The sequence below is a fragment of the Prosthecobacter sp. genome (assembly GCF_044226605.1).
In the GTDB taxonomy this organism is placed as follows: domain Bacteria; phylum Verrucomicrobiota; class Verrucomicrobiia; order Verrucomicrobiales; family Verrucomicrobiaceae; genus Prosthecobacter.
The window spans coordinates 73,499-86,421 of the sequence record NZ_JBGAGS010000002.1; the positions used below are offsets into that span (position 1 = coordinate 73,499).

The window sequence follows — 12,923 nt, forward strand, 5'->3', positions numbered from 1 at the left end:
CAGCAGCGGATCGCCATAGGCACAGCAAATCCCAAGGATCGCCCGTTGAGCGTGCGGATTTCCAGCGTATGGAAAGAAAGCTTCCTCCCAACCCCATGCTCATTCCGACCTCTTTCCCAACCTCCAACGGCCCTGCTGAATCCAAGCCTCTAATCTCCCAGGAGGGCTGGGTGGTGCAGCATCTGTTTTTCAACATCGACCACGGCTACTGGGCGGCGCTGACACCTGAGGAGCGCCAGGAGCGGCGCGAGAATTTTACGCGCACGATCGAGGCCATTCGCAAGCACCCTGGCACACAGCTGCTCGCGTTGGCCATGGTCTCGCCCAAATCCGAGCTGGGCTTCATGCTGCTGACGCCGGACCTGCATGACTCGCAGCGTTTTGAAAAGCAGATCACCCTGGCGCTAGGTCCGGATGTGCTCACGCCCGCCTACAGCTACCTTTCCATGACGGAGTGGACCGAATACTCGCAGAGCGAGGAAGAGTTCAAGGTGCAGCTCGAGAAAGCGGAAAACCTGACTCCCGGCACCGAGGCCTTCGACAAGCGCCTGGCGGAGTGGAAGGGCCACATGACGAAGTATTTTAACGACCGTCTGTACCCCAACATGCCCGACTGGCAGGTCTTCTGCTTCTACCCCATGAGCAAGCGCCGCAACGTGGGGGCCAACTGGTACGCCAATGACTTCGCCAAACGCCGCGAACTCATGGGCGGCCACGCTAAAACCGGCCGCAAATACTCCGGCAAGGTGCGCCAGCTGATCTCCGGCTCCACCGGCCTGGACAGCCACGAGTGGGGCGTGACGCTCTTCGCGCACGACATGTTCCAGATCAAAAGCATCGTTTATGAGATGCGCTTCGACGAAGTGACCACCCAGTATGGGGAGTTTGGCGACTTCTACATCGGCATCCAGCCGCCGACGAACGAGCTGCTGCAGCGGGTGATGCTTGCGTGAGGCGGGATTGGGTGCATCTCTGAGTTCCCGTGTCCAATCAGCCCCTCACCATCGCCAATCGTCAGTTTAACTCCCGACTCATGCTGGGTACGGGGAAATTTGCCAGTGGGGAGCTGATGCGGGACGCCATCGTGGCTTCGGAGACGGAGATTGTCACCGTGGCCCTGCGGCGTGCGGATTTGACCGGAAAGGGAGATCCGTTTGCCAACATCCTTGATTTCATTCCGAAAAACATCCTGCTTCTGCCCAATACAAGCGGAGCGATGAATGCAGAGGAGGCGGTGCGCCTGGCCCGGCTGGCCGTGGCTGCGGGCCTGCCCAACTGGGTGAAACTGGAGATCCACCCCGACCCGCGCTACCTGCTGCCGGATCCCATTGAGACGCTCAAAGCGGCTGAAATTTTGGTGAAGGAAGGCTTCACCGTCCTGCCCTACATCAATGCCGACCCCGTGCTGGCGCGCCGTTTGCAGGATGTGGGCACGGCCACGGTCATGCCCCTGGGCTCGCCCATCGGGTCGCACCAGGGCATCACCACGCGGCGGCAGATCGAAATCATCATCACCCAGGCTACGGTGCCGGTGGTGGTGGATGCCGGGATCGGCGCTCCCAGCCATGCCGCGGAAGCCTTTGAAATGGGGGCGGACGCCGTGCTGGTCAACACGGCCATCGCCGTGGCCTCCGACCCCGTGCGCATGGCTCAGGCCTTTAGAATGGCCGTGGAAGCAGGGCGCAGCGCCTATGAAATCGGTCTGAGCGAAGGTGCGGCGGAGGCTTCAGCCACCAGCCCGCTGACGACCTTCCTGTATCAATAAGTTAAAAACGGCCCGCTTCAGCCTTTCACCAGGTAGGTGAAGACGATGACACCGCAGAAAAGCAGTGAGGCGGCGAGACACATTCCGTAAAAGATGACCATAGTGGATGGGCATTTAGCGCGGATCGCAGTGTTCGCCAGTAGAAATTTCTTCTTGCGAAAACGGGGCTTTGAGGCAGACTCCGCGCCCCTATGGCAAAAACATGCTGGCTCGAGCGCGACAAGCGCAAACGTAAAACCGTCGAAAAGTACGCTAAACTCCGTGCTGAACTCAAGGAGAAAGGCGACTACGTCGGCCTTTCCATGCTTCCACGCGATGCAAGCCCGACGCGTCTCATCAACCGCTGCCGTGTCTCCGGCCGTCGTCGCGCGTTCATCCGCCGCTTCCAGATGTCCCGTATGACCTTCCGCGAACTCGCTTCCCAGGGAATGATCCCCGGGGTGACGAAGTCCAGCTGGTAAGCATTGCGTCCGAACTTGCAGCCAGAGCCTGGTTCTGGCTGCATGGAGAGGCGAAGCGTATCTTCTCTGATGCCCACCTACTCCTACATTGCCGAAGACCCTGAAAAGGGATGCCCTGCATGCCGCAGAGGCTTTGACCTGCGCCGCCCTCTCAGCCGCCCCGCGCTGGAGGCCTGCCCACTTTGCAGGCAGCCGGTCAAAAAACTCATCTCCGGCTTCAACACGCCGAAGATCACCAAACCCCTCTCTGTTTCCGACGCCAAGGCCGCCGGCTTCACCATCCTCGAAAAACGATGCGATGGGAATTACGAGAAGCTGTGAACGACCGATAGCGCCGCCTCATGACACCCTTGCTAGCCAATGCCTCCGCTGAACTTCCTCACGAGTGGGGGTTCACCGCTGGAGAAGTCTTCTGGCAGGTAGTCATCGTGCTGGCCATCGTGCTGCTCAATGCCTTTTTCGTCGCGGCTGAATTCGCCATCGTCAAGGTGCGCGACAGCCAGCTGCAGGCCGCCATCGACGAGGGCACCCGCGGCGCCAAGTTTGCCCAGACGGTCACGCGCGATCTGGACGCCTACCTTTCGGCCGGCCAGCTCGGCATCACCCTCACCAGCATCGCTCTGGGTATTTTCGGCGAGCCTTTCGTTTCCCTCCTGGTGCAGCCCCTGCTGTTTAAAGTGGGCATCGTCAGCGAAACCGTCATCCGCTGGACGTCCACCGGCATCGCCTACGCCATCGTCACCTACTTGCACGTCGTCCTCGGCGAGCAGACGCCGAAGGTGCTGGCGATCCGCAAGTCCATGCAGACCGCCATGCTGGTCGCGCGCCCGCTGCACCTTTTCTACATCGTACTGAAGCCTGCCATTTGGATCCTCAGCGCCAGCACCAATGTGGTGCTCCGCTTCCTTGGCATCTCCGCCGTCTCAGAGCACGAAATCGCCCACTCGGAGGAGGAACTGCGCCACATCGTGGCCGAAAGCCAGAAATCCAAGGAGGTGACGGAGACCGAGAAGGACATTCTGCTCAACGCCCTGGCTCTCAACGACCGCTGCGTGCGCGATGTGATGACCCCGCGCAACCAGGTGGTCTCGCTCGATGCGGACGAAACCTTTGAGGACAACCTCAAAATCGCCATCGACTCCAAGCACACCCGCTATCCGCTCGTGGAAGGCCATCTGGACCACGCCATCGGAACCATTCATATCAAGGACCTGCTGAGCCTCGTCGGCAAACCCCAGCCTGATCTGCGCAAGATCAAACGCGAGCTGCAGATGGTGCCGGAGATGATGCCCATCGACAAGCTGCTTCGCTTCTTCCTCGACAAGCACGTGCATGTGGCCCTGGCGGTGGATGAATTTGGCGGTGCCGTCGGCATCGTCACGCTCGACAACGTGCTCGAAGAAATCGTGGGAGACATCCAGGACGAATTCGACCACGAAGTGAGCGAGTTCCGCCGCATCAATGATCGCGAGTTTACCGTCGAAGGCACCTACAACCTCTATGAACTCGCCGATCAGACCGGCATTGATCTCGACAGCGATGAAGTCACCACCGTTGGCGGCTACGTCACCCATCTTCTCGGCCACCTGCCCAAGGTGGGCGAAAAAGTGACCATCGAAGGCTACGAAGTCACCACCACCAAGGCCGACCTCCGCCGTGTGCTGCAACTGCACTTCAAGCGCCTCTCCCCGATTTCCGACGCCGCCGAGCTGGCGGGCGAAGTGGCCGAGGGTGTTTGACGCAGGTCATGCCGTGGAAGGAACTGCCGCCGCCTGCTTTCCCCCAGGGATCTGAGCCGGGGCCTTCCACGTTCATTCTCCCGGGATGTGTATCTTCTACAGCGCTGAATCCGTCAGGCGAACGTGGAACCGCGTTGAGTCCAACTTCGCTCAAGGCACCTGTCATGCCAGCGCCGCCGCATCCGCCACGAAGGCATCCACATCCGCCTCCGTTGTGCGCCAGGAGCACATGAGGCGTGAGCCGCCACCGATAAAGCTGTAGAAAATCCAGCCGCGTTCCTTGAGGCCTTCCTTCATCTTGTCAGGCAGTTTGGCGAAGACCGCGTTGGCATCCACCGGGTAGAGAATCTGGACTCCCGGCAGATGGCCCAGCGCGTCCGCCAGCCGGCGTGCCAGGGTGTTGCCGTTTTGCGCATGCCTGCGCCAGGTTTCATCGGTCAGAATGCGCAGCCATTGCGCGGAGATGAAGCGCATTTTGGAGCAGAGCTGTCCGGCCTGCTTGCAGCGGTAGGCAAACTCCCGGGACAGCTCCTTGTTGAAGAACACCACGGCCTCCGTCACCGCCATGCCGAGCTTCGTGCCGCCACAGCACAGCACATCAACCCCCGCCCGCCAGGTGATGTCTGCCGGTGAACAGTTCAGCCCGGTCAGCGCATTGAAAAACCGCGCGCCATCCATGTGGATGGAGAGGCCATGCTTCTTCGCCAAGGCGCCAAGTCCTTTGACCTCTCCGGGGCGATACACGGTGCCCAGCTCCGTGCTTTGGCTGATGCTCAGCGCGCGTGGCTTGGGGAAGTGTACATCGTTCCGGCTCGTGGCCAGACGTTCCACATCAGAAGGGTCCAGCTTGCCCAGGGGGCTGCGGGCGAGGAGGATTTTCGACCCGTGGCTGAAAAACTCCGGCGCGCCGCATTCGTCCGTCTCCACATGCGCCTCCTGCGCGGTGATGATGCTGTGGTAGCTCTGGCAGAGTGTTGCGAGAGAGAGCGAGTTGGCCGCAGTGCCGTTGAAGACGAAGTACACATCGCAGTCGGTTTCAAAAAACTGCCTGAAGGTTTCGCAGGCCTCGGCGGTGGTGCTGTCTGCTCCGTAGCTAGGCTGATAGCCGGCATTGGCCTCTTCCAGCGCCTGCCAGGCTTCAGGACAAATGCCGGACGTATTGTCCGAGGCGAAGTGGTATTTGATTTCAGTGCTCATGCTTTTGCGTTCCGTTTGCCATGCCATACGAGCACGATCCCTGCGATCAGCAGCAGCACATCGCGCAGAATGAGATCGTAATAATTGGAGGTGGCATCCGCGTGGCCAAAGCAGCCGCAGCGGATGTCGATGCCGCGCCACCATGAAATGCCGATGGCTGCGAGGAAGATTACGAGCGAGCCATTCAAAATCAGGAGGCCGCCGGAGCGCAGCAGGCCGCTCATCACCGCCAGTCCTGCAAAGATCTCCAGCCACGGCAGCCCCATGGCCAGCCATGCGGCCCAGGGATCTCCCAGCAGGTCAAAGCTGCGGATGTCATCCAGAAACGACATGGGATCCGCCACTTTCAAAACCCCTGCATAGACGAAGACGCCGCCAAAAAAGAAATGGAGAAGAAGCCGCAGCATGGAAAGGCCAAACTTACGGCACCAGTTCCGCCATCGGCAACAGAATGATGACAAGCTTCTTGTCCTCGTAGCCGTTTTCCCGGGCTGGCATGCGCCACCGGACGTCCAGCGGGCGTCCCATCAATGCGGCCAGCTGCGAGGCAAAGCCCGCATGTGGTGGCGCGCCACCGCCGCCAAAGCTCAGGTTCGCATCTTCATAGACACGAAGCAGTTCTTCTCCGAAAAGCACGATGGGGGACTCGGCGCTCGGCTCCAGCCCTTGAAACGAAACCAGGTCAGCCACCTCATCGCCCAGCAGGGTCGTGGCATGGCGCGGATCAAGCTGGCGCGCCAGGTCTCCGGCATCCGCATGCTCCGGGGTCGTCGCGTTGATAATCGGAGTTTCGGTGTTGCCGAGGCGGGGAACTTTTTCCCTGATGTGCTTGTTCACCACCAGCGCCACCGCCTTCATCACTTCGGGCGTCCAGTGGCTGTCCTGAGCATAGTAAGCCGGAGGCCGCTCACGAGTCTCCCACATGGCATCGCTCATATCCAGCACGTCCACGCCTGCGGCCTTCAATTCAGCCAGGCGGGTCGCTTCCTCCTTCAGCCGTATGACGCCCGCATAGCGTGCGGGATGGATCTGCTCGGGATAGAGCGCCGCACGTTCCGGAATTGTGATGACGAGAAGCGGTGTGTCCTGCGCTTTCAGCTCGGCCGCCAGTTTCAGCAAATCCGCTTGCATGAAGTTCCCAGCGCGTCTGGCGTGAACCAGCCGGTCAATTTCATGCTGGGCAAACAGCCAGCGGTCCTTTCCCACAAACACGGCCTTGTTCCCCTCGTTCAGCCCGTGCAGCAGCAGCCATTGCACACCGCTGCGCACCGTTGCCGCGGCGAGGTTGGTTTTGGATGGCGTGAACCGCGCCGCGACTTCAAACGCCAGCGGCACGGCCAGCAAAAACAAAAACACGCCCACGATGTTTCGCGCTGCCTTGGCGCTCAGCTCAGGCTCGGGCGGCAGGATCGTGCGCTTGGCCGGGTCGATTCGTTGCAGGGTTGGTTTCATGGCATCGGTGCGGCGTGCCCCCACAGCATCGCCACGGCAAGGATGAAGGTTACGAGGCAGACCACCGCTTTCCAAGGGGCAGGTTCGCGCAGAAAGTCACGCGAGTGCGGCAGGGCGATCAGGCACATCAGCGAGGCAAACAGTGTGAGCGCATTGAAATCCGTCCACACCCGCTCCTGCTGAAACACCGTGGCGGTCGTTTTGGCCGGAGCCACAAACATGGCATGCAGGTGCTTCCACGTGTCGCCAAAGGAAGCTGTCTGCACCAGCATGCCGATCACGGCTGCAACGAGCAAGAGCACGACCAGCTGCAGCCATTTGCCTTTGGTAAAGCGCCGCAGCGTCAGCGCCTCCTGCACCGGCTCCGCCACCTTGGAGCCAAACATTTCCGCTGTTCCTGAAAGCATGTCTCCCGCAGCAGTGCAGGCGAAATGCAGGCTGACCAGCTGCGCCAGAAACCCCATCCACGCCACGCTGACGCTCAGGCTTTCCGGCCCGCCGCGAAAGACCATCGCCGCCAGATGCCATAGAGGATCCACCAGCAGCACCGCTTTGCCAAAACCCAGGCAGAAACGCGTGATCCCATGCGCCATATCGAGAGCGGACGGGCGTGGTTTGATGACCATGCGCGCCGCCAGAGCGACGGGGAGCAGGACGAAGAGCAGATGGTGAAGGCTGATCAGCACGGTATGGAGATGGCGGATGGCTAGACGCCCGTCAATCGCGGAATCTTGGGGCATTTATGGCAGCCCCTGCAGGAGGCTTCGTTTTTGCGGCATCCAAATGAGAAGACCACCGGGCAAATGCTGAGCGCGTGCCGGGAGCGCCAGATCCGAGATCTGCAAAAGGGGCAGGAAAGAAGAAAAATGCGCCAGTGGAGTGATTGTCGCAGCGTTTTAAGGGTGTGAAGTACGACATCGACCCCACCCTCCCCGAGCACCTCGTCCGCCGCGATTTCCTGAAGAAACTTGCGGCTGCCAGCACCGCTGCATGGATGACCGGCGCACCCCAGGCAGTCTGGGCCAAGAAAGGGGACAAGGTGACGCACCCAAATGCAAAGGCTGATGCCTGCATCCTTCTCTGGATGGCCGGAGGCATGGCTGCGCCGGACACGTTTGACCCCAAAGGCTACCTCCCCTTTGAGAAGGGCCTGGAGGTCAAGCGCATGCTCAGCACCTTTCCTGCCATCAACACCAGCGTGGACGGCATCAAGATCTGCCAGGGGCTGGAAAACATTGCGCAGGTGATGGACAGGGCCACGCTGATTCGCAGCGCGGTGCAGCCGGATCTCGGCAGCATTTTGCACTCGCGGCATCAGTACCACTGGCACACTGGTTACGTGCCGCCCCAGACGGTGGCGTGCCCGCACATCGGCTCCTGGATGGCCAAGGTGCTCGGCCCTCGCAATGAGGTGATGCCCGCCTTTATCAACATCGGCCAGCGCCTCGAAGGCGTGGGCGAAAGCGAAGAACTGAAGGCCTTTACCACCGCCGGATTTTTCGGCAGCGAGTTTGGCCCCATGAACCTGCCGTTTCCTGAAGAGGCCGCGCAATCCGTGAAGCCGCCGAAGGGAATGGACGCGAACCGTTTCGCCAATCGTGACCGGCTTTTTCGCAAGCTGGTCGATCAAAGTCCGCAACGTGAATTCATGAGCGACTACCAGCAGGAGTCCATGCTGCGCAGCATGGACAATGCCTACCGCCTGCTGAGCGCGAAGGAGCGAGAGGCCTTCGACATCACCCTCGAACCCAAGGAGAGCTACGCCAAGTATGACACGGGTCGTTTCGGACGTGGCTGCCTGCTCGCCCGCCGACTCGTGGAGGCCGGCACACGTTTCGTGGAGGTGACCACCGAGTACGTGCCCTTCTTTCAGTGGGACACGCACAAGGACGGCCACACCACGCTGGAGGCCATGCACAAGGAGATTGACATGCCCATCGCCCAGCTTGTGCGTGATCTTGAGGCCAAAGGGCTGCTGGACCGCACGCTCATCATCATCGCCAGCGAGTTCAGCCGTGACGCGCTCATGGAGGGCAAGCCCGGCTCCACCGCGAATGATCAGACCACCTTCAAGGTCGATACGCTCAGCGAGATGAAGCACTACGGCCTGCACCGCCACTTCACCGGCGGCACCAGCGTGGTCATGTTTGGCGGCGGAGTGAAGAAAGGGCACCTGTATGGAGAAACCGCCGATGAGAGGCCGCTCATTGCCACGAAGAATCCGGTGAGCGTGATGGACCTGCATGCCACCATCATGACTGCGATGGGGATCAGTCCGAAGACGGAGTTTGAGATCGAGGGGCGGCCCTTCTACGTCACCGAAGACGGCAAGGGAAAAGCCGTCATGGAAATCTTCGCGTAAAAAGATTGGTGGCGGGGTTTCCTCCCGTTTAGGCTTCCCCCACACTCATGAACGCCCAACGCTTTTTTTGCATCGGAGTCACGGCTCTCGTCCTCACAGCCTCCTCTTTTCTTTGTGCCGCCGATGGCGATGATGCATGGAAGAAGGTCAATGATGTCATCGAAGACATCCGAAATCCGAAGGTGAAACCGCAGTCGGATGATGAGGCGATGGGAATGCTGAAGAAGAGCCTCAAGGAGTTTGATGCCAGCTACGAGGCCGCCATGAAAGCCGCGCCTGCCAATCCCGCACGGTGGGACGTGGCGCTTTTTGATTCCATGCTCGGACGCGTGCGCGAAATGGCCAATGTTCCCGGACCCGAGCAGCAGCCCATCAGCCTGGCAGACATCGTCAAAGCAGCGGACGCCAAGCCCGAGACTAAATCGCAGGCGAGCCTGACCTTGGTCATGGTGGCTTCAGACGCAGCTCTCGCCCCGGGGGGCGATGCCGCGGCGTGGATGGCCCAGGCGGAGAAGCATCTAAAGGAATATCCCGCGGAAAAGCTGAACAAGATGGTGGAGGACAGGCTGGTGGAGGTCAACCTCCGCACGAAACCACTCGATCTGAAGTTCACCGCCCTGGACGGTCGTGAAGTGGATGTGAGCAAGCTGCGCGGCAAGGTGGTCCTCATTGACTTCTGGGCCACGTGGTGCGGACCCTGTGTGGAAGAGCTGCCCAACGTCCTGAAAAACTACAAGGAGCTGCATGAAAAGGGCTTTGAAGTCATCGGCGTTTCACTCGATGGCGACAAGGCCGAGCTGGAGGCTTTTGTGAAGGAAAAGGGCATGGAATGGCCGCAGTACTTCGATGGCAAGGGCCCGGAGAACCAGCTCTTTCTCAAATACAAGCTCGAGTCCATCCCCACGATGTGGCTGCTGAACAAGAAGGGCATGATCGTGAGCATGCATGCCGCCGAGGGCATGAAGGAGCAGGTCACAAAGCTCCTCGCTGAATGACAGCGTGCTCGATAGATCTGGCCGGACCAAAATCGATTGTCACACCACCAGGGAATTTTATGATTGGAGGGTAAGCTGGAAATCTTCGCGTAAAAAGAATGGTTGGGCGGCGGACCTCCGTTTAGGCTGGCTCATGAACACGCACCGCCTCCTCCGCATCGGGGTCACGACTTTGGTCCTGGCCGCTTCTTCCCTCCTTCATGCCGCCGCAGGCGATGCCGAGTGGAAAAAAGTGGAGGAGATCGTCGATGGCATCAAACAACCCAAGACCCGGCCCAAATCACGCGAAGAGGCGATCGCCCTGCTGAAAACGGGGCTGACGGAGTTCGATGCAGCTTGTGCAGCGGCGATGAAGGTCGCGCCTGAGAATCCCGCGCGGTGGGACGCGGTCTTGTTTAATGTGATGGTCGAACGCGCACGTAGTCTGGCAGGAGTGCCTGCGCCAGAAAACAAAGTCGGCAGCCTCGAGGACGTGCTCAAAGCCGCTGACGCCAAGCCTGAAACGAAATCACAGGCCAGCCTGATGAGCGTCATGGAGGCGGCCGATGCCGCTGAAAGCCCCGGCGGGGACACCGCCGCGTGGGTGGCAAAGGCGGAGAAGCACCTGAAGGATTTCCCGGAAGAAAAGATGAACAAGATGGTGGAAGGCAAGCTCAAGAGCATGAAGGCCACCTCTGAACTGAAGACGAAGCCGCTCGATCTGAAGTTCACCGCCGTGGACGGCCGTGAAGTGGATGTGTCCAAGCTGCAGGGCAAGGTCGTGCTGATCGACTTCTGGGCCACCTGGTGCGGGCCCTGCGTTGCCGAGCTGCCGAATGTGCTCAAGGCCTACAAAGAACTGCACCCCAAGGGCTTTGAAATTGTGGGCATCTCGCTCGACAGCGACAAGGCCGAGCTGGAGGCCTTTGTGAAGCAGAAGGGCATGGAGTGGCCGCAGTTCTTTGATGGCAAGGGCTGGAAAAACGAGATCTCCTCCAAGTATGGCATCGACTCGATCCCCGCCATGTGGCTGCTGAACAAGAAGGGCATGGTGGTGAGCACCAATGCGCGTGGCGATCTGGAGACGAAGGTGTCCAAACTGCTCGAGGAGTAGGCGCATGATTCATCGACCTGTTTTTCTGGCTGTCCTGCTGGCCGCTGCGGTTTTACGTGCGCAACATCCCGACCTCCAGGTTCATAAAAACGTCATGGTGGCCATGCGCGACGGAGTGCAGCTGGCCACGGATGTTTACCTGCCGGCTGCCAGCGCGGAAAAGCTGCCCGTAGTTTTGACCCGCACGCCCTACAACAAGGACGGAGCCAAAAGCTTTGGCGAATACTTCGCGGCGCACGGGTATGTGTTTGTGGCACAGGATACACGCGGGCGTTACGCGAGCCAGGGCGTGTGGCACTGGATGACGGACGATGGCGTGGACGGCGCTGACTGCGCCGCGTGGATCGCGGCTCAGCCGTGGGCGAACGGGAAGATCGGCATGGTGGGCACTTCGTATGTGGGCGGCACCCAGCACGCGATGGCACTGGCTAAAGTGCCGGAGCTGACGACGGTGATCCCGGTGGATGCGGTGTCGAACATGGGGCGGCAGAGCATGCGGAATGCAGGGGCGTTTGAGATGCGCTTCTGGAACTGGATCATGCTGAACGCGGGGAAGGGAAGCAATGCGGCGCTGAATCCCGCGACGCAGGCCGAGCTGAAGGAGATGGCGGAGCATCGCTGGGACTACCTGCCTCTGCTGCCGCTGCGTGCGGGCTGCACGCCGCTGAAGCTGGCGCCGGAATATGAGGACTGGCTGATCCAGGCCATGCGGCACGGCAAGGACGACGACTTCTGGGCGCAGAACAACATTCTGGCGGATCCGAAGAGCTACAAGGACATGCCTGTGTATCTCGTAGGCGGCTGGTATGACTCATGGGCGGGCAACACCTCCGCGAATTTCCAGGCGCTCTCAAAGTCGCTCAAAAGTGACGTCTATCTAATCATGGGGCCGTGGATTCACGGGGCGCAAAACAAGTCTGCGCATGGGCAGGTGGAGTTTGGCGCTGACGCCGCCATTGCTGACCAGCTGGCGTGGCGGAAGGAGTGGTTTGACCATTGGATGAAAGGTCTGGACAACAGCGTGGGCCGGGCGGCGCCTTTTGCCAAAAAAGTCCGCATCTTCGTCATGGGCAGCGGTGATGGCAGCAAGACGAAGGACGGACTGCTGAATCACGGCGGCCAGTGGCGCGATGAGAATGAATGGCCGCTGGCGCGGGCTAAGGCGACGCCGTTTTACCTGCATCCCGAAGGGCTGCTGAGTGATGAAAAGCCGAAGGTCGAGGCGGCGGCGCAGAGCTATGCGTTTGATCCCAAAAATCCTGTGCCGACGCTTGGCGGGAATATTTCCTCCGGCGACGGCATCATGCAGCAGGGTGCGTGGGATCAGCGTGGGAGTGACAAGTTCTGGAACTGGACAAAACCCATCCCGCTCTCGGCGCGCAGCGACGTGCTCGTGTTTCAGACAGCACCGCTGCCGGAGGATGCGGAGGTGACGGGGGAGATGGAGGTGAAGCTGTGGGTTTCATCTTCGGCGGTGGACACCGACTTCACGGCCAAGCTGGTGGATGTGTATCCTCCGAGCGCGGACTGGCCGCATGGCTTTGACCTGAATCTGACCGACGGCATCATGCGGGCGCGGTTTCGCGATTCGCTGAAGGAGGAGAAGCTGATGCAGCCGGGGAAGGTGTATCCCATCACGATCAAGCTCTACCCCACGAGCAATGTATTCAAAAAGGGGCACCGGATTCGAGTGGACATCAGCAGCAGCAATTTCCCGCGCTTTGATGTGAACCCCAACACCGGAGAGCCGCTGCAGCAGCACCGGCGGACGGTCATCGCGACGAACACGGTGCATCATGATCGCGAGCATCCCTCGCAGATTGTGCTGCCGGTGGTGCAGCGGTAGAGAATGGGACTGC

General features: G+C 60.3%; 13 protein-coding genes. 9 read left to right on the forward strand and 4 right to left on the reverse strand.

What is annotated here, in order from left to right; translation table 11 throughout:
- Positions 1 to 95: 95 nt before the first annotated feature.
- From ACILSO_RS02450 to ACILSO_RS02470, 5 genes are all read left to right on the forward strand, one after another.
- On the forward strand, positions 96 to 953 hold the full coding sequence (locus ACILSO_RS02450) for a chlorite dismutase family protein (protein WP_395735774.1): 858 nt from the start codon (positions 96 to 98) through the stop codon (positions 951 to 953).
- Positions 954 to 982: 29 nt separating this feature from the next.
- Positions 983 to 1,765, forward strand: coding sequence for a thiazole synthase (locus ACILSO_RS02455; protein WP_395735775.1), 783 nt, complete (start codon positions 983 to 985; stop codon positions 1,763 to 1,765).
- Between the two features lie 191 nt (positions 1,766 to 1,956).
- Positions 1,957 to 2,226 carry a 30S ribosomal protein S14 gene (gene rpsN, locus ACILSO_RS02460; RefSeq protein ID WP_377168970.1) on the forward strand — a complete coding sequence of 90 codons (270 nt, stop codon included), beginning with the start codon at positions 1,957 to 1,959 and terminating at the stop codon, positions 2,224 to 2,226.
- 69 nt (positions 2,227 to 2,295) lie between these two features.
- A complete protein-coding gene (locus ACILSO_RS02465) occupies positions 2,296 to 2,547 on the forward strand; it encodes an FmdB family zinc ribbon protein (RefSeq protein WP_395735776.1) in 252 nt (83 codons plus the stop codon).
- Between the two features lie 20 nt (positions 2,548 to 2,567).
- Entirely contained in the window at positions 2,568 to 3,965 is a 1,398-nt protein-coding gene (locus tag ACILSO_RS02470) for a hemolysin family protein (RefSeq protein WP_395735777.1), read from the forward strand.
- Between the two features lie 162 nt (positions 3,966 to 4,127).
- Here the strand turns inward: ACILSO_RS02470 and ACILSO_RS02475 are convergent, their stop codons facing one another.
- Genes ACILSO_RS02475 through ACILSO_RS02490 form a run of 4 tightly spaced genes read right to left on the reverse strand, consistent with a single transcriptional unit; the run spans position 4,128 to position 7,300 of the window.
- On the reverse strand, positions 4,128 to 5,162 hold the full coding sequence (locus ACILSO_RS02475) for a threonine aldolase family protein (protein ID WP_395735778.1): 1,035 nt from the start codon (positions 5,160 to 5,162) through the stop codon (positions 4,128 to 4,130).
- A complete protein-coding gene (locus ACILSO_RS02480) occupies positions 5,159 to 5,569 on the reverse strand; it encodes a MauE/DoxX family redox-associated membrane protein (protein WP_395735779.1) in 411 nt (136 codons plus the stop codon). Before ACILSO_RS02480 ends, ACILSO_RS02475 begins: the two co-directional genes overlap by 4 nt.
- Positions 5,570 to 5,582: 13 nt before the next feature.
- Complete coding sequence (locus ACILSO_RS02485; protein ID WP_395735780.1) at positions 5,583 to 6,614, reverse strand: alginate O-acetyltransferase AlgX-related protein; 1,032 nt, start codon at positions 6,612 to 6,614, stop codon at positions 5,583 to 5,585.
- Positions 6,611 to 7,300, reverse strand: coding sequence for a hypothetical protein (locus ACILSO_RS02490; protein ID WP_395735781.1), 690 nt, complete (start codon positions 7,298 to 7,300; stop codon positions 6,611 to 6,613). The genes ACILSO_RS02485 and ACILSO_RS02490 overlap by 4 nt, the downstream gene beginning before the upstream one ends.
- A 197-nt stretch (positions 7,301 to 7,497) precedes the next feature.
- Between ACILSO_RS02490 and ACILSO_RS02495 the strand changes: the two genes are divergently transcribed.
- From ACILSO_RS02495 to ACILSO_RS02510, 4 genes are all read left to right on the forward strand, one after another.
- Complete coding sequence (locus tag ACILSO_RS02495) at positions 7,498 to 8,976, forward strand: DUF1501 domain-containing protein (RefSeq protein WP_395735782.1); 1,479 nt, start codon at positions 7,498 to 7,500, stop codon at positions 8,974 to 8,976.
- Positions 8,977 to 9,023: 47 nt separating this feature from the next.
- Complete coding sequence (locus ACILSO_RS02500; RefSeq protein WP_395735783.1) at positions 9,024 to 9,971, forward strand: TlpA family protein disulfide reductase; 948 nt, start codon at positions 9,024 to 9,026, stop codon at positions 9,969 to 9,971.
- A 133-nt stretch (positions 9,972 to 10,104) separates the two neighbouring features.
- Complete coding sequence (locus ACILSO_RS02505; RefSeq protein ID WP_395735784.1) at positions 10,105 to 11,064, forward strand: TlpA family protein disulfide reductase; 960 nt, start codon at positions 10,105 to 10,107, stop codon at positions 11,062 to 11,064.
- Positions 11,065 to 11,068: 4 nt separating this feature from the next.
- The gene (locus tag ACILSO_RS02510; RefSeq protein ID WP_395735785.1) at positions 11,069 to 12,910 is read left to right on the forward strand and encodes a CocE/NonD family hydrolase; all 1,842 of its coding nucleotides are present in this window, start codon (positions 11,069 to 11,071) and stop codon (positions 12,908 to 12,910) included.
- Positions 12,911 to 12,923 lie beyond the last annotated feature (13 nt).